Consider the following 20,230-nt stretch of genomic DNA (forward strand, 5'->3'; position numbering starts at 1 on the left):
ACCCCGGCTCCGGCGCGGGTTCAGTCGAAGCTGCAGCCCGGGTTCGCCGCGTCGTCCGAGAGTGGCGCGCCGTGGGGCAGGACGTAGAGGACGTCGAGGACCATCGGCGTGGTGCCCTCGTTGCGGCCGATGTGGACGTGATCGGCGCCGGCCGGTTCCATGATGGGGGCGCCCTGGTGGTAGACGCCGTCGATGGCGCAGTCGGACTCGTAGTGAGTGAGCGTCCCGGAGCGGACCCAGCCGTAGAGGTTCCCCTCGTGGGTGTGCCAGCCGGTGGAGCCGCCCGGGGCGAGGGTGATCTCGCGCAGGACGAAGTCGGTGTTGCCGGCCGTCCACTGGGAGATCAGGGTCGCGCTGACGCCACGACCGGGCGTGGCCGACGCGACGGACGGCACGAACAGGGTGGCGAGGGTGGCAACGCCGGCGACGGCGACCGTGGCGAGCTTGCGCATGGAAGACCTTTCTCGATGATCTTCCGTGAAGTTACCCCACGAACGCTTGTCTGAAAGTTCCTGACTTACCGTCCGCACGGGCACTTCTCACCCGTCGGGAACGCCCACAATGGACAGATCACCCACGTCGGAACCAGCGCGGGTGACTCGGGCCACTCACCAGCGGCGGTCGAGGGCCCCTGCCGGCGTCCACACGATGTAGCCGCCCTGGAAGTCGCTGCGGAACCCGTTGCCGCCGTAGCGGTACTCGTCCGATGTCGGCAGCCCCAGGTACGACTTCTCCCACCCGAGTGCGGCCCAGCGCTTGCGGATCTCACCCTTCACGTTGTGCGCGCCCGTCGCCGGGCTCCAGTAGATCGACGCGTTGCCGGTGAAGTGGTTGTAGCGCGCGGCTCCGTTGGGCGTCGCGGTTTCGTCCGTGGTCGGGTAGCCGAACCCGCGCTCCCAGCCGTACGCCGCCCACTTCTGCTTGATTGCGCCGCCGATCTCGTGCGCGCCCGTCGACGGCATCCAGTAGATCGAGGCGCCACCGGTGAAGTGGTTGTAGCGGCCGACGCCGTCCGGAGTCACCGATTCGTCCGTGGTCGGATAACCGAGCCCGCGCTCCCAGCCGTACGCAGCCCACTTCTGCTTGATCGCCCCGTTGATCCAGTGCGCACCCGTGGCCGCGGTGTAGTAGATCGAGCCGCCGCCGGTGAAGTGGTTGTACCGGCCGGCGCCGTCGGGGGTGCCGGCCTCGTCGTTGATCGGGTAGCCAAGCGTCTTTTCCCAGCCCAGCGCCGCCCACTTCGCGCGGATCAGGCCCTGGATCGAGTGCGCACCCGTCGACGGCGTCCAGTAGATCGACGCCGCCTGCGTGCCCGGCGTGCCCTGCAGATGGTTGAAGCGGCCGACGCCGTCGGGCGTTCGCGTCTCGTCGGTCACCGGCGGCCCGTAAGCCTGGTGCCCGCCGATCGCGAGGTACTCGGCAAGGATTTGGCCGCCGATCTCGCGCACGCCGGTCCCCGCCGTCCAGTACAGGCGGGCGTTGGCGTACGGGCGGTAGTGCACCGGGCCGTCGACCACCTCGGGACCTGTCGCCGCGCCCACGAGCGTGCGCAGCGCGGGTTCGGCCGCGTAGCGCTGGTCGATCGCGTCGGCGTAGTTCGCGGTCAGCGTCGTGTCACTCGCGCCGACGGTGATCGACCACGACGCGGTGGCCGGCCCGTCCTGCCAGCCGGTGAACTTCGACGCGCCGTCGCTGCCCAGCGGCACCGCCGTCACGTCGAACGTCGCGCCTTCGGTCACCATCGCACTGCTCACGCCGCCCTCGCTGGGGATGCTGAGCGCGGCCGGCTGCGTGCTCACGAGCGTGAGCCGGTGCTGGCGCGGCATGGCGACGTATGTCTTGCTCGCCTTCACGCCGGCGCTGTCGGTGACCGTCGCGGTGAACTCCATGCGCGAGTCGGTGTGGTCGGTGAACGGCACGGAGAGCGAAGGGCCGGTCGCACCGTCGTCGGGGTGCACGTGGCACGCGCCGAGGTCGGGGCAGTGCCGGATCAGCGACGTCCACGTGACCGGCAGTGTGCCGTCCTCTTCGTCGGTGGCCGAGGCGGTCAGGGAAACCGACTCCCCGACGGCGAAGGCCTTGTCTGGAGTAGACAGTGCCAGGTCGGGCGAGTGGTTGCCCGGCGCGACCGCGACCGTCGTGGCCCCCTCGGCACCCAAAGGATCCTGAGCGGTGAGCGTGGCCGTGAACGACGTGCCCGCGCCGTACTGGTGGCTCGCCGTCACCCCCGTCGCCGTGGTGCCGTCGCCGAAGTTCCAGGTGTAGGTGAGCGCGTCGCCGTCGAAGTCGTAGGAACCACTGCCGTCGAAGGAGACCGTGCGAGTGTCGGGATCGGTGGACGACGTGGCCACCGCGACCGGCGCAGCGTTGTTCGTGGAGTAGCTCAGGCGGCGCAGGCGGCTGCCGTTGAGGTCAGCGAACACGATGTCCCCGTTGGGCGCCGCGGAGATCCGCGTGACCCCGCCGATGTTCGCGAACGGCGGCGGGTTCACCGGCGGCTGCGTGAGGGCGACCTGCGCGTTGTACTTGAGCGTCCATAGCTGCTGGCCCGCGTAGTCGCCGAAGAAGTACGCGCCCTGGTACGCGGCCGGGTACGTCGTTCCACTGTAGACAACACCGCCGGTGACGCTGTTGCCGTTCGTCGGCCCGGTGCCGTGCTGGTGTTCCCACAGCGGCGGCGTGTTGACGACGTGGGCGCAGCGGGGGTCAGTGCTGTAGCCGGGCGTCGGGTGGCTGCCCTCCCAGCACGGCCACGCGAGGTTCGCGCCGGGCTGCACCACGTCGATCTCTTCCCACAGGTACCAGCCGACGTCGCCGACCACGGGCAGTCCGCTCTTCGGGTCGAGCGCGAAGCGGAACGGGTTGCGGAAGCCGCTGGCGAACACCTTGCTACGCGTGGAATCCGGGGCCGAATCGGGGTAGAAGGGGTTGCTCGGCACACCCTTGCCATCCGGCGTGACGTGCAGGATCTTGCCGGACGGTGAGTCCAGGTCGAGCGCCGCGAAGGCGACCTCGTTGGTCTTGCCGGCGTCGCCGTTGTCGCCCACGGAGTACCAGAGCGTGCCGTCGGGCGCGGGGATCACGGTGTCGAGGCCGTGGATGTAGTACTGGCTGCCAGGCAGCTCGAAGATCACCTTTTCGCCGGTGAGCCCGGCGGGGTGGCCCGAACCGTCGAGGGTCACGGTGAAGCGCGCGGCCCGCAGCACGTACTGGCCGCCGCCCGTGCTCACGGCGCGGTTGAGGTAGATCTGGTGCGAGCTCGCGTAGTCCGGGGCGAGCGCGATGCTGGTGAGCCCCATGTCGCCCTGCGTCTCGACCGCGAAGTTCGCGATCCGCACGGGGGCGCCCGCGCCGTTGGCCGGGACCCAGTTGACGGCACCGCTCTTGCCCAGCGCCAGCACGCTGTCGTCGGGCAGCCATGCGAAGTCGGTGAAGTCGTAGGGCGAGAGCCCGGTGGGCGTGTCCCGCAGCACGAAGCCGGCGGGCAACGTCGGCGCGACGTCGTCGGCCGCCGCCACGGACGCGGTGGTGGGGACCAGCGCCACGGCCAGCACGGCAGCCGTGAGCAGCGAGCGGAACTTGTTCCAGGCCATGCGGTGCGCCTTCGTGAGTGATCGGTTATCGCTCACGAAGAGGACGCCGTTACCACATCCGGGTGAATCGCGTTAAGTGCCCGCATCGGTCGGCGAAGGTCACCCGGACCTGCGGACGCTGGGGATACTCGAACACCTGAGCACGCCCCGGGTGGGTGACCTCGGCACTGGCCGCCCTGACCGTTCTCGGTCTCGCCCCGCGCGCGTCGGCAGAAACGTTCCCGTGTCCCTCTCCCGGCTCCCGCTCTCGCCGGACACCTACCGGACGATCCCGCACGCGAAGTGGGGGCGCCGGTTCGACCGGCGCCCCCACTTCGCGTTTCACCCACCCGTCAGGGCACGACCTGCACGACGTCGCCGACGTGGAGGGTGTTGAAGAACCTGAGCGACGACGTCGCCGAGAGGTGCACGCAGCCGTGCGAGTAGGTCTTCAGGCTGCCGGTGTGGAAGGCGTCGCCGGGGTAGAAGAAGACCGAGTTGGGCATGGGCGCGTTGTCGAATTCACGGCTGTAGTGCATCTTTTCCTTCGACAGCACGCGGAAGGAGCCCGTCGGTGTCGCGTGGCCCTTGCGGCCCGGCAGCATGGAGACGGGGCCGTAGATCACCTTGCCGTCCTTCAGCAGCCACGCCTTGTGCGCCGAGATGTCCACGCACGCGGCCGTGCCCGACGCGGCGGCGGCCTTGGCACACGGGACGTTTGCCGTGGTCGTCACCGGCTTCGGCTTGGTCGTGGTGGGCTTGGGCTTGGTACTCGTGGGCTTGGTGCTCGTGGGCTTGGTACTCGTGGGCTTGGGCTTCGACGTGCTCGTGGCGGGCGAGCTGGTGGTGACCGGGGCGCTGCTCGTGGTCGCGGGCGCGCTGCTCGACGTGATCGCGGAGGTCGTCGGCGCGCCACCGCCGGCGCCGGCCTGCACCGCGCCGCCGCCGGTCACGTTGGCGGGCGACGCGCCGCCGCCGGAACACGCGGCGAGCACGAACGCACCGGCCACGGCCGCGATCCCCACCAGAAGCCTCTTCACGATCCGGTACCCCCAGGGTGAAACTCGTCGGTCGAACTTGTCACGGGGATAGACGACCGTCTCCCCGGCGTGGTTGCGGCACGAAGGTCACGATTTCGGCGCGGCTCCACCTCCGGGTGGACGCGAGGATCCACCCGGGACCCGCCCGTGAGCCGACGCAACGGCAGGTCGGAAGGACGAATCTGGCTACTACCACCGACCAAGGAGCCCCGATGAACCCGCTGACCATCCTCGCCTACCTCGCCATCGCGGCCCTCGTCTTCTACCGCGTGGTCTACAAGCAGCTGCGCGGCACATTGCTGAGCCGCAAGTCGCTGGTCACGATGCCGATCGTGCTCACCGCCATCGGCGTGTTCACCACTGCCCAGGCGCTGCAGAAGGCGAGCACCGGCGAGCTGGCGCTGCTCGGCGCGGACATCGCCGTGCTGGTCGTGCTCGGCCTCGCCCGCAGCGCCAGCACCACGCTCACCGCGCGCGGCGCCACCACGTTCCAGAAGGGCTCGGCGCTGACCCTCGTGCTGTGGCTCGCGACCATCGGTGCCCGCATCGGCTTCGGTTTCCTCGGCGGCTACCTGGGCTTCGGCAGCGGCCTCACCTCGGCGTCGATCCTGCTGACGCTGGGCCTGAGCATCGGCGTCCAGAACGCGCTGACCTACTGCCGCATCCAGCAGCGCGGCCTCCCGCTGACCGAGCAGAGCCGGCCGGCGGTGCGGGCCTGACGCCCTCGCCGCCCTCGCCGCGAAATCCTCCCGACCGCACCCGGGCCGGGAGGATTTCGTCATCCCCGGACCTGCGCCACCACGCGCGCGTACATCCGCGCTGGACTCGGCACGGCGTGCAGGAAACCCGGCAGCGGCGGCAGATCTCGGACGAACGGGCCCAGCCGCGCGTACAACGCGTCGGCACCGGCCGGGCGGTCCGCCGGGTCCTTCGCGAGGGCCTCGGCGAGCAGGGCGTTGAGCGCGGCGGGGATCCCCGGCACGGCGGCAGGCGCGTCCTTCACCTGCTTCTCGAACACGGCGTACGCGGTGGGGCCGGTGAAGAGCTGGCGACCGGTGAGCATCTCGTGCAACGCGCAGCCCAGCGCGTACAGGTCGCTTCGCGGCTCTGCGAGGCCGCGCTGGATCTGCTCTGGCGCCATGTACGACGGCGTGCCCAGCAGCTGCCCGGCGCGCGTGAAGCGGGCGACGTCGGCTTCACGCAGCACGGCTAGGCCGAAGTCCATCACCTTCACGCTGCCGTCGGGGCAGAGCATGAGGTTGGCGGGCTTGAGGTCACGGTGGCAGACGGACCGGGCGTGGGCCGCCGCGAGCACGGCGGCCGCCTGCGCCGCGATCGCCGCCGCCCACGGGACCGGCAACGGGCCGTGCTCGGCGAGAAGGTCGGCGACCGTGACTCCGTCGATGAACTGCATGACCTGGAACAACCGGCCGTCGTGGGTGCCGAAGTCGTACAGCGTGGGTACGCCGGCGTGGTCGAGCGTCGCGAGGATGCGGGCTTCGCGGGCGAAGCGTTCTTCGAGCTCTTCGTCGCGGCCGGGCAGGCGCAGCAGCTTGATGGCGACGCGCCGGTCGAGACGCCGGTCGTGCCCGCGGTGCACCGCCCCCATCCCGCCGCGGCCCAGCGGCAGCTCGTCGACCTCGTAGCGATCGGCGATGAGCATGGGTTCCCTTCAGGCGCCGGGCCGCAGCCGTCCTTCGGCGAGCGCCGCAAAGCCTAGCCGGACCAGGTCACGGCCGATTTCCGCCGTCTCGCGCAGCGCCCGGTCGAATTCGGCGAGGGCGCGGAACGCGGCGCCGTACGAGCGTTGTTCGGCCAGCGGGTAACGCGGCAGTTTGAGGCGCCGCGTGTCGATTCGGGTCGACGCGCTGTGCACGGGGAAATCGGCCGCGCGCAGACAGCCGGCGAGGAACTCGGCGTCGAGGTGGACGGGATCCACGCGGTAGAGCGAAAGCGCGGGGCCGAGCCGCACGGGTGGTCCACTGTGGACTCTGACGGCTCCGGTGACGGACGCGATCACGTCGCCTTCGTGCGCGATCACGGCCGCGCCGTCGGGAGCCGCGTAGCCGGTGGGGGCGCGGCCGGCCAGGACGTCGTCGGGGGTGAGGACGGGTTCGTCGCCGTCGCCGGTGCGCGCGGGCGCGTGGTGGATCTCCACCGCACCGGCCCGCACGAGCTCGCCGATGGTGGTGTGCGGCGGCTCCTCACCCGTCGGCTGCAGCGGCGGGAGGTCGAGGCCGACGCGGCCGAAAAGCCGCTGTGCGGCAAGGAAAGCCTCGCCGAGGTCTTCGCGAGCGGTGCGGCGTTGGGCCGGAGTGAGGTCGACGTCGTCGTCGAGGAGGTCGATGATGCGCTCGCCGGTGCCGTTGCCGAGGTGGTCGCGCCAGAGGGCTTCGGCGTCGTCGACGGTCGTCTCGGCGATCAGCGCGGTGGCGGGCGCGCGGGTGCCGGGCTCGGGTCTGGTGAGCACCCAGAGGTCGGTGCCCGGAGCGAGGGTGAGCACGGCGCGCAGGGCGCCGGCGCGCAGGAGGTTCGCGCGGATGCGCTTGCCGCTGCGCCGGCCGGCGGCGGCGCCGGGCATGAGGATGGCGACGGTGCCGCCGGGTTTCACGCGCGCCAGGCAGTGCTGCACCCACGCCAGCTCCGACTCGCCGCGCGGCGGCAGCCCGAACTCCCAGCGCGGGTCGCCGACGAGCTCTTCGTGGCCCCACGCGCGTTCGTTGTACGGCGGGTCGCACAGGACGACGTCGGCCTGCCGGCCGGTGAAGGCGTCTTCGCGGAGGGAGTCGCCGGCGTGGATCTCGGTGTCGGCGCCGTGCAGACGCAGGCGCAGGGCGGCGATGCGAGCGGTGGCGGGGTCGCTGTCCTGCCCCTGGGCGAGGGTGGCTTCGGCGGCGAGGAGCAGGGACCCGAAGCCGCACGCCGGGTCGAGCACGGTGGCCCCCTTCGCGCCGGTGAGGCGGACCATCAGGCTCGCGTACGCGGGTGTCGTCGGGGAGACGCGGCGGGCGTGAGCTTCGAAGTAGCGCTCGCAGAGCTGCTCGAACGTCCAGGCCGCACCGTTCGTCGTGGCCACCTCGGTGAGGAGGGCGAGCAGCTCGGGGTCGTCGTGAGGGCGTTCCGTGGCGTGGGCGAGGTACTCACCGGCGTCGGCGACACGGGTGCCCAGCTCGAGATCGTCGCCGAGGGCGCGCAGCCGCTGCCACGCCAGGTCGATCGGCGTGAGCTCCACGGGCCGGCCACGACCGGCCAGCCACGCCTGCACCTCGGGCAGCGAGAACAGCGGGCTGGACGCGGTGCCGCCGACCGGGCGCGGGAAGTCGTCGTGGCGCCGCCGCCAGTTGCTCACCGCGGCGCGACGCACTCCCGCGAGCCGGGCGATGTCGGCGGCGCTGACCGTCGCGGTGTCGTCCATGGCCAGCACGATAGCTGATGACTGCAGTTTCCATCGTTTTGCTTGTTAACTCAGTCAACCGATGGTTTCATGGTGGCATGGTCACCAACCAGACCCGGTTCACCCTGCGCTACGCCGCGGGCTCCGACACCGGGCGACGACGCTCGATCAACGAGGACTCCGTCTACGCCAGCGGACGCCTGCTCGCTGTGGCCGACGGTATCGGTGGTCAGCCCCACGGGGAAGTGGCCAGTGCCACCGCGGTCGGCGTGCTCGCGAGCCTGGACTCCGAGCTGCGCTCGCTCGATCTCACCTCGCTCGACCTCCAGAGCACCCTCGCCGACGGCGTCCGGCGCGTCGGCGAGCGCCTCACCGAGGTCGCCGAGCAGGACCCCGCCACCCACGGCATGGGCACCACGCTCACCACCGTGCTCTTCGACGGCGTCCGCTTCGCCGCCGCCCACATCGGCGACTCCCGTGGCTACCTCCTGCGCGACGGCGAGCTGCACCGCATCACGCGCGACCACACCCTCGTGCAGGCCCTCGTCGAAGACGGCCGCATCTCCCAGGCCGACGCTGTCGACCACCCGCGCCGCTCGCTGCTCATGAAGGCCCTCCAGAGCACCGGCTCGGGCGACCCGGACGTCTGGGAGTTCACCCCCGCCGCCGGCGACCGCCTCCTGCTCTGCTCCGACGGCCTCACCGCCGGCGCCGGCGAACCCGCCATCGCCGAGACCCTGGCCGCCGGCACCCCCGACGAAGCCGTCGCCGCCCTCATCACCCTCGCCAACGACGGCGGCGGCCCGGACAACATCACCATCGTCGTCGCCGACGTCGTCCCCGCCTGATCGCCACCCCCGGCCCACCTGCGGGACCGCACCACCCCATCCGGTACCCTTCTCCACGGAGGATTGGCCGAGCGGCCTAAGGCGCACGCTTGGAAAGCGTGTTGGGTTCACGCCCTCGCAGGTTCGAATCCTGTATCCTCCGCCGCAGTACCAGGCGAAGCGCCGGGCAGCTTTCACGAGCAGCCCGGCGTTTTGTCGTTCACGGGTTTGGCCGACACGCCACTCTTGTTGCGCGGCCGCGGTTCCTCGGCGCGCGTGACCGGCCCGCGAAGAGGGCGAAGCCGCACCCAACTTCCGGAAACGCGAATTTCCTTTCATATACCCGATTTCTCCGGTGCGCGTCCGCGCGGCGGCCGTTGCCGAAGCGTTGCTGATCGACACCCGCGCAGGCCAGGGGCTAGCCGAGGACCTCCGAAACCCACCCCGATCCCACCCGCTAGTCTCCTCCGCAGACTCGATCGTAGAAGTTCGGAGAGGTTCATCGGTGTCACGAATACCGGCCTGACCTGGGCGCGGCCACTCGCGCGCGAGCCTCGAAAACCGCAGGTCACCATGGCTGGAACACGGTTCGGGGGTCCCGTTACCGACCGCTGCCCGCGAGGCCCCGGACGTCACCCACGTCCGGGGCCTTGTCGATTCTCCCCCAGTTCCTCACTTACCGAAGACACCTGATCACGCTAAGTTTGTACGTGGTCGTTCCAGCCCCGACGCACCGAGGAGTCCGCCCCCATGCCCGGAGTGGAAGAGATCCGCGCTGGCATCGCGCTCGCGAACGAGAAGGCGTCCGCGAGCATCGCCGCCCTGCAGCAGGCAGCGCAATCTCTCGAAGAAGCCCAGTTGTCGCTTTCCCAGGCGACGCAGGGCAGCAGTCAGCACGAGGTCAACCAGGCCCACGGCCTGCTGGCCGAAGCGCTGAACGGAATCACCGGGATGCAAAGCACCATCCAGGCCAGCATTTCGTCGGCCGACTCCTACTCGGCCCGGTTGTAACCGCATGTCGGGACTCGCCGAGATCCACCAGTTGCTCACCGCCGCGATGACGGGCCTCACCGACGGGCGCGCCCACGCCGAGCGGGCCAAGTCCCTGCTCGGGGACGCCCGCAGAGCGCTCGTCGACGCACAGGCCAAGGCCGATCCTTGGCTGCCGACGCAACTGGACCAGGCCGACGAGGGACTCGACCATCTCCTCACCCGCCTAGCCGCCGCCGACAACCTGGTGAGCGGATACCAGTCACGCCTGTAGGGACGACCTCGTTACTAATCCGGCCAAAAGTAGGCCGCCCCCTCTGAAAGAGGTGACCATTGCTACGCAAGCCATGCGGCCGTGCCTGTGGCCGGATTAGTAACGAACGGCGCAGTATGAGCGACACCGATGGCCAGTAAATCCGCCGAGCAGCGCAACCGTGTTCAGACGGCGCTGGACCGGGTCCGGCACCAGATCGGGCTCGTGCTCGGTGCCGCCGCCGGCGCCCGCGAAGCCGCGGAGGCCGACGTGGCGCGGCTCGCGCTCGAGCAGGAAATCGTGCGCGTCGGCATGAACCACGCCAACGCCGAGCAGCAGACGGAGTGGGCACGGCATCCGGCCGCGCACGAGGTTTTCGCTTCGCTCGGCGGCGTGCGCAACGCGTTCTACACCGACTGGAGCTCGGGTCCGGGCGCTCTGCGGGATCTGGTGGCGGCCAACGCACCGGGTCCCGCGGGGCGGCCGCCGAGCGAATGGCTCGGCCGGGTGGGGACCAACCCCGGCATCACGGCGCCGGGGCTGTGGCGCGTGGGCTCGGCGACGGCGGCCGGCCGCGACATCTCGCGGACGTTCGACGTCGCCGTGCCCCTGCTCGACGAGTCGCACCTGCAGATCACCTCGGCGCCCAAAACGCGTCCGGTGATCGACGGGATCGTGCAGAACCTGCTGATGCGGGTGCTCTCGACGTTCGAGCCCGGCGCCGTGAAGATCCACCTGTGGGACATCGGGCAGCTCACCGCGATCCTGCCCGACCTCTACCCGATCAGCCGCACCAGCGCGCTGTCGCTCTACGACCCGACGCGGCTGGAAGACCTGCTCGACGAGCTGGCCGGCCACATCCGCCGCATCCACGCCACCGGCATGCAGGCCGGCCACACGTCGTTGCGGGAGCTGCGGCGCGCCAGCAACCAACGGATTGAGCCGTACCGGATCGCGGTGCTCTACGGCAACGGCGAAACGCTGGAACCCGAGCTCGCGCGCGACCTCAAGCGCGTGGCCAGCGGCGCGCTCGCCGCCGGGATCTGCCTGATCCTCATCGACGTGCCCACGGCCGTGAGCGCGTCGATCGAGTCGCTGAGCCTGCTCGACGAGCGGCGCACGATCAGCAGCATGACGGGCACCGACCTCGTCGTCGACCTCGATCCGCCGCTGCCGTCCGGACAGGTGATCCGGGCGGCCGGGCGGATCGCGGAAGCGTTGATCGCCAAGCAAGGCGGGCCGCGGTCGTTCGCCGACCTGCTGCCGACGGAGTTCGGCCGGGAGAGCTCGGCGCGGGAGCTGCGCGCGCCCGTCGGGTTCTACGAGGGTGAGGCCGTCGAGGTCGTGATCGGCGACGCGAGCCCCCACGCCTTGATCGGCGGCCCGAGCGGTTCCGGAAAGACGAACTTCCTCTACGCGCTGCTGGGCAGCCTCGCCGCGCGGTACACGCCGGACGAGCTGGCGCTGTACCTCCTGGACTTCAAGGAAGGCGTCTCGTTCGCGGGCCTCGCGCCGGGCCGCAAGGACGCGAGCTGGCTGCCACACGCGAAGCTCGTGGGTGTCAACGTGAACACCGACCGTGAGTTCGGCCTGGCGCTGCTGCGATTCCTCGCCGACGAGCTGCGCCGGCGTTCGGCCGCGGCCAAGGAACACGAGGTCACGAACCTGGCCGACCTGCGCGAGCAGGACCCGGGCGGGCACTGGCCGCGGATCGTCGCCGTGATCGACGAGTTCCAGTACCTGTTCGCCGGCCGCGACCAGGTCACGGCCACGGCCACGCAGCTGCTGGAGGACATCGCGCGGCGCGGGCGTTCGCAGGGCATCCACCTCGTGCTGGCGAGCCAGGACGTCGCCGGCATCGAAGCGTTCTGGGGCAAGCCCGCGGTGTTCGAGCAGTGCACGCTGCGCATCGCCATGCCGAAGGCGCGGCGCGTGCTGGCGGAGACGAACAACGCGGCGGTGTCCGCGCCGAAGTGGCACGCCGTGATCAACCACGATTCCGGCGTGGCGCACGGAAACCTGCTCGCGCACATCCCGGACGCCAGCAGCCGCAACGTGTTCGTCGACTTGCAGCACAAGCTGTGGGAGCTCTACTCCGGACGCTTCCCGCGCCCCCGCCTGTTCGACGGCGCGCATTCGCCGGTGCTGGAACAGTTCCCGGCGTATACGGAGCTCAAGCCGACCTCCCGCCCACGCGCGCTGCTGGGCCAGTCGATCGACGTGACGGAGGCCGCACAGGGCGTGGAGTTGCCCCGCGCGCCGGGCCGCAACGTCGCGGTGCTGGGCGGCGCGTCGGCCGAGGCACTGTCCATCATGGACTCCGCGGCGCGGTCGCTGGCGCGGCAGTACGACCTCGGCGAAGTCGAGTTCGTGCTGCACTGCCCGATCGAGGCGTGCGCGCCGGCCGTCCTGGAGCTGACGGAACGGCTGCGCGCCGAGGGCCACGTCGCGGACCTGATCGACGACCTGACGGCCTTGCTGACCTCGATCGTCGACGGACATCTCGGTGGTCCGGCTCGGATCCTGCTGCTGTACGGAGTGGACGCCGCGTTGCCCGCGCTGGAGACCAAGGCCCCCGGTCAGCTCAAGAGCGGCCTCGACCACCTGCGCACGGTGCTCAAGACGGGCCCGGGCCACGGCGTGCACACCATCGGCTGGTGGCGCAGCATCGCGCGCCTCAAGGACACGCTCGGCTTCGGCGGCACCGACGACATCGGCACCTGGGCGGCGCTCGACGTGCAGGGCAACGAGCTTTCCCCGTTCGCCGCCGGCCAGGTCGTGCACTGGTCGCCGCGCCAGGGCCGTGCGTTGTTCTTCGACCGAACCAAGCACGGCGCTCCGGAAGTGATCATCCCCTTCCAGCGCCCCGAGCAGACGGGAGACCCGGTATGACGGACGACGCCAGCGCGGCCATGCGCTACAAGGAGATCGTCGGCCTGGCCCGCGGCTCCGCCGACAACCTGCGCGCCTGGGAGCTTGCCCGCGCCGACGAAATCGACCACCAGCTCGCCGACGCGCACGCCGCCGTCTCCGCCGCAAAGGAACGCGAGGAGAAGGCGGCGGAACGCGCTTCCCGCTGGTGGAAGATGGCCCTGCACAACGTCGCCCGGCTCAACTTCCTCGAGCCGGCCGACGATCCGCAGCCGGTGTCGACGGCGCGGCCGCAGTACCTGGACCGGTACCTCGAGGAAGTGAAGCCGTCGTACCAGGAGCTGGTGCAGGCGGTGCTGGCGCTGGGGTGGCGAGCGAAACGCTGACGCGCAGCCGGCTTTCGGCCCGGCCGCGCTGGTTGTCGCGTCGTGCTTGTCGTACCGGTTGTCAGACGATGTCGGTGTACTGGAGGATCGTGCCGCCCGCTGTGGTGGCCTTGATCCCGCAGTTCAGCTTGTGACCGGCGAGGTCGCTCGTCACGGTCAGGGTCGGGCTGGTCGCCCCTTCAACCGGGACGAAGAACTCGAAGTCGTTCGCCGGGTCGACCTGGTTGAAGTACCAGGCGTACTCGACCTTGTCGGGCTTGACCGTCCACTTCGGAGCCGCACAGGTCAGCGTGTTGCCGGCGGCCTTCGTGCCGGTGATGACCGGGTCCGCGGCGGCCATCGGCGCGAGCGGCGGGCGTGGCTGAGTCAGGAACGAGCGCGCCACGGCGGCATCGGTAAACCCGTCGACGGTCGGCTCGCCGCACTGCTTGCCCGCCGTCTCGCCGCCGAAGCTGACGATGCCCACGAGCCGGCCGTTCTGCACGAGCGGCCCGCCGCTGTCGCCGGGGCACACGGTGGCAGCGCCTTGCGTGCACAGCACCGACTTGCCGTCGAGCAATCCCGGGCTGGCGAGTTTCGCCGCACACGCCCCGTCGTCGAGCACCTTCAGCTGCGCGTGTTTCAGCTGGTCACCCAGCGCGGCCGTCGGGTTCTTCGGGTCCGGGGCCTGGGTGAGGCCGTGACCGAAGAGGTCCACAGTGGATCCCGGCGCCGGCGCGGTGCGGGCGACCGGCAACGTCGGCACCCCGAACACCGGCCGCGCCAGCTTGATCACCGCGACGTCGTCGGCCGCGCTGGACTTCTCGGAGTCCTCCGGCGCCACCGGTGACGGGATCAGCCGGAACCCCGGCTCCACCGACCAGCCCTTGATCGGCACGTTCCTGCCGGGATCCTCCGACAGCGTGCCGCCGCCCACGTGCACCTCCAGGTGCGTCGGGTCCACGTGGTCGACGCAGTGCGCCGCCGTCGCCACGCGGTCGGGTGCGATCAGCGCGCCGCCGCAGCTTTCCCGCTGCACCAACGGCTGGTCGCCGTTGAACGCGATCGTCGCCATCCACGGCGCCGCGGCCGGCCGCGCGATGTCACCACCCGCCACCGCCATCGCGGGTGTCGCCACCACCGTCCCGGCCACCAGGACGGCAGCGCACACGGTCAGAATCCTGCGCATCGGACCTCCTCATCGGTTGGTCCGAACGTACGAATCCCGGCCCACTCCGGGCAACGCTCGCCGGAGTGATCGCTGCGTACGCCTTTTGTCTACTGGTTGCGCGCCGAATAGCCAGTTGCCCGGCACCACGTCGGTGGCCGGGTCAACGGGACCGCCGGCAGCTGGTTCGTGCCGTCGGCCGCGAGCTGCCGGCTGCAGGCGACACGGCCGAGCACGCCGTTCTCGACCAGATCCGCACCCTGCTCTCGCCTTTGGTGAACGGAGCGGTAGCGGCCCACGATGTCGTTTCCCTTCGGCAGGCGGGTTGATGCTGCCGAACGTGATCGGCCCCCGGGAAGTACGACCTGGGCACCCGGTCCGCCGGCGCCTGACTCGTCGGCTGCACCCGCCCGCCCGACACCGGCGCGCTCGGCACGCTGGACCGCCCGGCGAAGAGCCCGACCTCGGTCAACGCCGTGACCACGAGCACACCGAAGGCCACCATTCGCGGACAATGGTGGCCTTCGGCGCCGAGCAAGAGCTACTTACGCGGAGCCGTCCGTCCCAGCACCTGGTCCACGTAGTCCTGCAGGTCGTAAGCCAAGTCCGCCAGCTTGTTCCCGGCCGACGGCCGGAACCGCACGATCTGCGGGTCGTGGTCGCTGGCCTGGTCGGCGAACTCGGCGTTGATGTGGACCACGTCGTAGTCGACCCCGCGCAGCGCACCGGAAGCCAGGATGTGGTCCAGCACCTGCGACTGGCCCTCGAACACGTAGCTGTACCGCTCGGCGGCCGGCAGCGTCGCGATGAGGTCCTTCAGGCCGCCCGACGTCAGCTGCGCCAGGGCCGGCGAGAACTGGTAGTCGTTCAGGTCACCGGCCACCACCACGTTGGCGTTGCGGTCGGCCGCGAGCAGCTGCGAGACGAAGCCCTTCAGCACAGTCGCCTGCTTCTGGCGCTGCACCTCGGAACTGCGGACCGGCGGCTGGAACCGGCCGTGCGTCGGCTGGTCGCCGCCCTTGGAGTTGAAGTGGTTGGCGATCACGAACACCGTGCGGCCCCGGAAGACGAACTCGCCGGCCAGCGGCTTGCGGCTGTCGGTCCACGCGTCGTTCGTCGGGTCGACGCGGCCCGGGGACTGCGTCAGGTGCACCTTGCCGTGATCCTTGACGACGCCCACGGACGAGGTCGCGCTCCCGCCCGGACGGTCCACGAAGGACACTCGCGCCGGGTTGAACAGGAAGCCCACGCGGATGTTGCCGCCCGGCTCGCCGCCGTCCTCGTCGTTGGTCGGGTCGATCTCGCGCCACTGGTAGTGCGGGCCGCCCGCCGCGACGATCGCGTCGGTGAACTTCTTGAGCGTCACGTCGGCGGTGACCACACCGTCGTCGGTGGCGCCGTCGTTGTCCTGGATCTCCTCCAGGGTCACGACGTCCGGCGCGGCCAGGTTGTCGACGATGCCGTGCGCGAGCTGCGCGAACTTCGTGTCCGGGTCGGACGGCGCGAGGTTCTCGACGTTGTACGTCGCCACCGCGAGCTGGCCGGGGCGCTGGCGCGCCGTGACCTCCTTCTGCAGGTGGTTGTCCTTCGCCGCGCCGAGCTGCGACGCGAAGAGCGTGTAGCCACCGAAGCTGCTGTACTCCACCGGACCGGAGGTGACGCCGGTGAGCACGTCACCTGTGTTGACCTTCGGGAACGCCTGCTGGCCGAACGGGATGATCGACTGGACCTTCAGCACGCCGGTGTTGATCTTGTCATAGCCGAGGTAGACCGTGCCGCCGCGCGGCGTCGGGTTCTGCTGCGGCTCCGTGGTCACGTACAGCTCGTCGAAGTCGTTGCTCGGGCCGACCACGCGGGCGTCGGAGATACTGACGATCTCGCTCTCGTGCGACTCCCAGAAGTCCAGCGAATACTTCGCCGGCTCCAGCGGCAGCGCCTCGATGTTGCCGCCGGTGTTGGGGGCCGGCACGTCGGGGATCTGGTCCGGCGTGATTTTGGTGGGCGCCGGCAACGGGTTCCCATGCGCGCCGACCGTCCACTGTGCACTGGAAAGCTCGGTGAGCGACTGGTAGTTCGACGTCGCCGGGGCGTCCGGGTAGAACTCCTTCACCGTGCCGGTCGCGGTCACCGCGTCGCCGACGGCCGCGGCGGGCGTGGTCGAACCGGTGAACACGAACAGCCCCTCGCTGGTGCGTGGGTCGCTGTCGGGGTTCGGGTCGGTGAGCCAGAAGCCGCGCGACGAACCGAAGGTGCGCACGGCCGTCACGATGCCCGTGACGTCGCTGACCTTCTTGTCCTTGAACGGCGAGATCCGCGTGGTGCCCTGGATGTCGTGGATCTTCGCGGGGGTGCCCGGGTCGACCGGGCCGGTGTCGCCACCTCCGGCCGTCTCGCCCTTGGAGTTGGTGGGCGTCGGGTCGCCGACGGTGAAGTCGGCGCTGTTGTTGTCCGTGTCGGCCAGCGACGCGGCGCGCGCGGCCGAGGTGGCGTTCGACAGGGCGGCGGTCGGCGTGCCCTCGCGGACCACGGCGTCACCGAAACCGACGAGGTCCTTGACCTGCGGGTCGGCGGCGCAGTCGGCGGCGGTTTTGCAGGTGAGCGCGGTGGAACCGGTGACCAGCGCGATCGTGCCGGCGGTCCCCGACATCGAGATGGTGCCGGTCGCGTCCGGGGTGGGCAGCGCGACGGTGCCGCCGGTGCCCTTCGACTCCTGGACGAGGTAGCGGCCGCCCGCGGCGACCGAGCCGGCGAGCTTCGTGACCTGCCACGTGCTCGACGCGCTGGCTGTGGCCGGCAGGTACTGCACGCTGTAGCCGTCGAGCGCGAGCGGCGCGCCGCCGTGGTTGGCCAGCTCGACGAAGTCGTTGGTGAGCTTGGCACCTGCGTTGCCACCGCCGCCGTAGACCTCGGCGATGACCGCGTTCGCGCTAGGTGTGGCGAGTGCGGCGGGAGCGCCGCTCACCACCAAGCCCGCGACGGCGGCGGCGGTCAGCACGCTCTTTCTTCGACCGGATATGGTCACCCTGAGTCCCCTTTGCCTGAACGGTCGACGCATCGTCCCCCGAACAAGCGAAGGGTAGGAAGACTAAGAGGCAACGATTCGTAACGAGTTTGCGGAATTACCTCCGAGGGACGGGTTGACACAGTGATCTCTCTCGTACTCGGCGGAGACGTCAACGTGCAGGGGCGGACCGAGCCGAAAACGGCATTCCGGGCGCTGACCCCGTTGTTGGGCGGGGCCGACCTGCGTTTCGTCAACCTCGAGGGTCCGCTCTCGGGATCGATGGGTGACCACGGCGGTCTGGACATCCCGCACAAGCCGAATTGGCGTCATTCCGCGCCTGAAATGGTCGAGGCGCTCACCGCCGCCGGCATCGACGTGGTGTCGGTGGCCAACAACGTGACGTACCCGCCGCCGGCCATGCTCGCGAGCCTGTCGGTGCTGGAGAAGGCCGGGATCGCGTACTGCGGCGGTGGTGCGAACCTCACCGCCGCGCACACACCGGCCGTGATCGAACGGGCCGACCGCCGCGTCGCCTTCCTCGCGTTCACGTCGCTGTGCTGGCCGGTCGGCCAGGAGGCGAAGGCCGATTCGGCGGGTGTCGCGGTCGCCGGTGCGTACACCTCGTACCAGCCGGATCCGCGAGTGCTCGACGTGCCGGGGCGGCCGCCGATCGTCCACACCACCCCGGCGCCGGGCGACCTGGAACGCGTGGTCGCCGACGTCCACCGCGCCCGCGCGACGGCCGACCACGTGGTCGTGTCGATGCACTGGGGACTGCCGGGCGACGAGCTCACCGAGTACCAGATCGCCTACGCCCACGCGATCATCGACGCAGGCGCCGACCTCGTGGTGGGCCACGGACCGCACAGCATCCAGGCCGTCGAGGTCTACCGCGGCCGCCCGATCCTCTACAGCCTCGGCAACCTCGTGTTCGACTGGCCGGCCATGCGCGGCCGCCACGTCGACGGACTGCTCGCCGGGTGCCTGCTCGGCGACCGGCCGCGGCTCGAGTTGATCCCCGTGCGCCGTGGCGAGGACAACGAGTGCGTGCCACTGGCCGGCGAGGCGGCGGCGCAGGTGCTGCGGCACGTGGCCGAACTGTCGGCGCGGCGATCCACCAAGGTGGCCGTGGGAGCCGGGATCGGCACCGTCGAAGGGTTTCTCGCGCCGAAGCGTTGAGGGCGTTTCCCCTGCTCGTCACCCGGACGGCCCATCTGCCTTAAATGCAGGTCAAGCTTTGGCGCGGTCGGTTTGCGACGGCGGTACGTTAATTCGCGAGCTCACGAGAAAGTGGCACAGACCACTTCCCGGGAGCTCGCGGGTCGCACACCGCGGGGGGAGGCGACACGATCACATGGGGGTTGATCGTGTTCGGCTTGCGCGGTTTCGCGCCCCGTTGGGGTACGCCGCGGACGCGGGATCTTCAGCTTCTCCCGCGACCGCGGCGTCCCGACGAGTTTGCCCCGGGGGTTCGTGAGTGGTGCGGCTTTCGCAGCCGCACCACTCACGAGCGGTACTTGCCGATGAGCGTCTTGGCGCCGGACAGCGCCGCGCGTCCGGCGCCCTTCGCGCCGGCGGCGAGGACCGTGGTCCAGTCGAAGTAGTCGCGCCACAGCACGATCCGGCCGTTCTCGACCTCGAAGGTGCCGCACACCCAGAACTCGGCTGCGAACGAGCCGCGGCGCAGCACGTCGGTGCGTTCGGTGAGCACGACGTTGCCGTCGGCGGCGATGTGGTGCGTGCGCGCTTCGAACCCGGTACCGAACCGGGTCAGCATGCGCAGCTGCTTCTCCACCGCCGCGAGCCCGCGGGCGGCCGGGAGCGGCACGTTCTGGTAGGTGATGTCGACGGCGACGTGGCTCAGCGCCCGCTCGATGTCCATGTCCTCGAGAGCCTGTAGGAACGCGGTGACCACGGCCTTGGGTTCGCTCATACGACCAGGTTAGGCCCGAACTGCCGGTCACCGACGATGGCGACTCGTTCGGCCACCCGGATGTGGGGGCGGTAGTCGTTCACGGCGTAGTGCGGGGTGGCGCGGTTGTCCCAGAACGCCACGGCGTCGCGGTCCAGCGGAAGCGCACCTGGTACTCGGGCGTGTGGGCCTGGAGGAAGAGGTAGCGGAGCAAGCGGTCGCTATCGGGTTGGCCGAGGCCCACGACGTGGGTGGTGAAGGTCTGGTTCACGAACAGCGTCCGCCGGCCCGTCTCAGGGTGGACGCGGACGATCGGGTGCTCGACGGGCGGGAAGCGGTCTTGGGGGCGGCCGGGTCGGTGAAGGGCTCGAAGCCGGGCACGAAGTCGTGGACCGCGGTGAGGCGGTTGATGCGTTCGCGCACGTGGGCGGGCAGGTTGTCGTAGGCCGCGGCCAGGTCGGTCCACATCGGGTCGCCGCCGATCGGCGGGGCCTCGACCAGCCGCAGGACGGAGCCGAACGCGGTGCGGGGCGCCAGGTGCCGTCGGTGCCAGATGTTCTCGTAGCACTTCCACGCCGGCAACGCGCTGTTCGGCTCTTCGCGAGCCCGGGCGCCAATGACGCTCCGAGGTCGACGCGGTCGATTCGGGCCCCGACAACCCGACCGCGGGGACGGAGGGCGAACAGCTTGAAGGGGCGTTCTTCGGCCCCTTCGGGCAGCCGGCGCAGCACGCGCGGGCCTTCGAGGTTGCCGTCGGCGGGGGTGGCCGACGAGCACGGCAGGTGGATCGACGTCAAGCCCTCCGGGCGGGCGAATCGCCTTGGTTGAGCGGAG

15 protein-coding genes, 1 tRNA gene and 1 pseudogene are annotated in these 20,230 nt (G+C 70.5%); 8 read left to right on the top strand and 9 right to left on the bottom strand.

Annotated features, from left to right (window positions below; all coding sequences use genetic code 11):
* Positions 1-20: 20 nt before the first annotated feature.
* The 3 genes from AB0F91_RS25790 to AB0F91_RS25800 all read right to left on the bottom strand — a co-directional run bounded on the left by AB0F91_RS25790 (position 21) and on the right by AB0F91_RS25800 (position 4,612).
* The gene (locus AB0F91_RS25790) at positions 21-452 is read right to left on the bottom strand and encodes a cupin domain-containing protein (protein ID WP_360601278.1); all 432 of its coding nucleotides are present in this window, start codon (positions 450-452) and stop codon (positions 21-23) included.
* Between the two features lie 156 nt (positions 453-608).
* Positions 609-3,593, bottom strand: a complete 2,985-nt coding sequence (locus AB0F91_RS25795; RefSeq protein ID WP_360601280.1) for a PQQ-dependent sugar dehydrogenase — start codon at positions 3,591-3,593, stop codon at positions 609-611.
* A 332-nt stretch (positions 3,594-3,925) separates the two neighbouring features.
* Positions 3,926-4,612 carry a L,D-transpeptidase gene (locus AB0F91_RS25800; protein WP_360601282.1) on the bottom strand — a complete coding sequence of 229 codons (687 nt, stop codon included), beginning with the start codon at positions 4,610-4,612 and terminating at the stop codon, positions 3,926-3,928.
* A 212-nt stretch (positions 4,613-4,824) separates the two neighbouring features.
* Here AB0F91_RS25800 and AB0F91_RS25805 point away from each other — a divergent pair, with 212 nt between their 5' ends.
* Complete coding sequence (locus AB0F91_RS25805; protein ID WP_360601284.1) at positions 4,825-5,331, top strand: hypothetical protein; 507 nt, start codon at positions 4,825-4,827, stop codon at positions 5,329-5,331.
* A gap of 59 nt (positions 5,332-5,390) precedes the next feature.
* On the opposite strand, the gene AB0F91_RS25810 is transcribed toward AB0F91_RS25805, so the two are convergent.
* Positions 5,391-6,275: a serine/threonine-protein kinase gene (locus AB0F91_RS25810; RefSeq protein ID WP_360601286.1), complete on the bottom strand. Its 885-nt coding sequence runs from the start codon at positions 6,273-6,275 to the stop codon at positions 5,391-5,393.
* A 9-nt stretch (positions 6,276-6,284) separates the two neighbouring features.
* The gene (locus AB0F91_RS25815; protein WP_360601288.1) at positions 6,285-8,027 is read right to left on the bottom strand and encodes an N-6 DNA methylase; all 1,743 of its coding nucleotides are present in this window, start codon (positions 8,025-8,027) and stop codon (positions 6,285-6,287) included.
* Between the two features lie 77 nt (positions 8,028-8,104).
* On the opposite strand from AB0F91_RS25815, the gene AB0F91_RS25820 reads away from it, so the two are divergent.
* The 6 genes from AB0F91_RS25820 (at position 8,105) to AB0F91_RS25845 (ending at position 13,333) form a co-directional block, all read left to right on the top strand.
* On the top strand, positions 8,105-8,854 hold the full coding sequence (locus AB0F91_RS25820) for a protein phosphatase 2C domain-containing protein (RefSeq protein WP_360601290.1): 750 nt from the start codon (positions 8,105-8,107) through the stop codon (positions 8,852-8,854).
* A gap of 57 nt (positions 8,855-8,911) precedes the next feature.
* A tRNA-Ser gene (locus AB0F91_RS25825) sits at positions 8,912-8,996 on the top strand.
* A 587-nt stretch (positions 8,997-9,583) separates the two neighbouring features.
* Positions 9,584-9,844 carry a hypothetical protein gene (locus tag AB0F91_RS25830; protein ID WP_220244957.1) on the top strand — a complete coding sequence of 87 codons (261 nt, stop codon included), beginning with the start codon at positions 9,584-9,586 and terminating at the stop codon, positions 9,842-9,844.
* Between the two features lie 4 nt (positions 9,845-9,848).
* Positions 9,849-10,097 (top strand): hypothetical protein, encoded by a 249-nt coding sequence (locus AB0F91_RS25835; RefSeq protein ID WP_360601292.1) that lies wholly within the window; start codon positions 9,849-9,851, stop codon positions 10,095-10,097.
* Between the two features lie 129 nt (positions 10,098-10,226).
* On the top strand, positions 10,227-12,968 hold the full coding sequence (locus AB0F91_RS25840; RefSeq protein ID WP_360601294.1) for an FtsK/SpoIIIE domain-containing protein: 2,742 nt from the start codon (positions 10,227-10,229) through the stop codon (positions 12,966-12,968).
* Positions 12,965-13,333 carry a hypothetical protein gene (locus tag AB0F91_RS25845; protein ID WP_360601296.1) on the top strand — a complete coding sequence of 123 codons (369 nt, stop codon included), beginning with the start codon at positions 12,965-12,967 and terminating at the stop codon, positions 13,331-13,333. The genes AB0F91_RS25840 and AB0F91_RS25845 overlap by 4 nt, the downstream gene beginning before the upstream one ends.
* A gap of 61 nt (positions 13,334-13,394) precedes the next feature.
* Here the strand turns inward: AB0F91_RS25845 and AB0F91_RS25850 are convergent, their stop codons facing one another.
* Together AB0F91_RS25850 and AB0F91_RS25855 are read right to left on the bottom strand one after the other, a co-directional pair.
* Positions 13,395-14,501, bottom strand: a complete 1,107-nt coding sequence (locus AB0F91_RS25850) for a serine protease (protein ID WP_360601298.1) — start codon at positions 14,499-14,501, stop codon at positions 13,395-13,397.
* 520 nt (positions 14,502-15,021) lie between these two features.
* Positions 15,022-17,502, bottom strand: a complete 2,481-nt coding sequence (locus AB0F91_RS25855; RefSeq protein ID WP_360601300.1) for an endonuclease/exonuclease/phosphatase family protein — start codon at positions 17,500-17,502, stop codon at positions 15,022-15,024.
* 123 nt (positions 17,503-17,625) lie between these two features.
* Between AB0F91_RS25855 and AB0F91_RS25860 the strand changes: the two genes are divergently transcribed.
* On the top strand, positions 17,626-18,663 hold the full coding sequence (locus AB0F91_RS25860; protein ID WP_360601302.1) for a CapA family protein: 1,038 nt from the start codon (positions 17,626-17,628) through the stop codon (positions 18,661-18,663).
* Positions 18,664-18,988: 325 nt separating this feature from the next.
* Here AB0F91_RS25860 and AB0F91_RS25865 read toward each other — a convergent pair whose 3' ends face one another.
* Both AB0F91_RS25865 and AB0F91_RS25870 read right to left on the bottom strand, forming a co-directional pair.
* A complete protein-coding gene (locus tag AB0F91_RS25865; protein WP_360601304.1) occupies positions 18,989-19,417 on the bottom strand; it encodes a limonene-1,2-epoxide hydrolase family protein in 429 nt (142 codons plus the stop codon).
* A pseudogene (locus tag AB0F91_RS25870) lies at positions 19,414-20,193 on the bottom strand (TauD/TfdA family dioxygenase). The gene AB0F91_RS25865 and the pseudogene AB0F91_RS25870 overlap by 4 nt, the downstream one beginning before the upstream one ends.
* Positions 20,194-20,230: the final 37 nt, after the last annotated feature.

This window comes from Amycolatopsis sp. NPDC023774, from assembly GCF_040639695.1.
Lineage (GTDB): Bacteria > Actinomycetota > Actinomycetes > Mycobacteriales > Pseudonocardiaceae > Amycolatopsis.

Bases quoted from the DNA above. Each gene is read 5' to 3' on its own strand.
- AB0F91_RS25815 (WP_360601288.1), bottom strand. From the start codon at position 8,027: ATGGACGACACCGCGACGGTCAGCGCCGCCGACATCGCCCGGCTCGCG.
- AB0F91_RS25865 (WP_360601304.1), bottom strand. From the start codon at position 19,417: ATGAGCGAACCCAAGGCCGTGGTCACCGCGTTCCTACAGGCTCTCGAG.
- AB0F91_RS25805 (WP_360601284.1), top strand. From the start codon at position 4,825: ATGAACCCGCTGACCATCCTCGCCTACCTCGCCATCGCGGCCCTCGTC.
- AB0F91_RS25830 (WP_220244957.1), top strand. From the start codon at position 9,584: ATGCCCGGAGTGGAAGAGATCCGCGCTGGCATCGCGCTCGCGAACGAG.
- AB0F91_RS25845 (WP_360601296.1), top strand. From the start codon at position 12,965: ATGACGGACGACGCCAGCGCGGCCATGCGCTACAAGGAGATCGTCGGC.
- AB0F91_RS25810 (WP_360601286.1), bottom strand. From the start codon at position 6,275: ATGCTCATCGCCGATCGCTACGAGGTCGACGAGCTGCCGCTGGGCCGC.
- AB0F91_RS25820 (WP_360601290.1), top strand. From the start codon at position 8,105: ATGGTCACCAACCAGACCCGGTTCACCCTGCGCTACGCCGCGGGCTCC.
- AB0F91_RS25850 (WP_360601298.1), bottom strand. From the start codon at position 14,501: ATGCGCAGGATTCTGACCGTGTGCGCTGCCGTCCTGGTGGCCGGGACG.
- AB0F91_RS25840 (WP_360601294.1), top strand. From the start codon at position 10,227: ATGGCCAGTAAATCCGCCGAGCAGCGCAACCGTGTTCAGACGGCGCTG.
- AB0F91_RS25835 (WP_360601292.1), top strand. From the start codon at position 9,849: ATGTCGGGACTCGCCGAGATCCACCAGTTGCTCACCGCCGCGATGACG.
- AB0F91_RS25790 (WP_360601278.1), bottom strand. From the start codon at position 452: ATGCGCAAGCTCGCCACGGTCGCCGTCGCCGGCGTTGCCACCCTCGCC.
- AB0F91_RS25795 (WP_360601280.1), bottom strand. From the start codon at position 3,593: ATGGCCTGGAACAAGTTCCGCTCGCTGCTCACGGCTGCCGTGCTGGCC.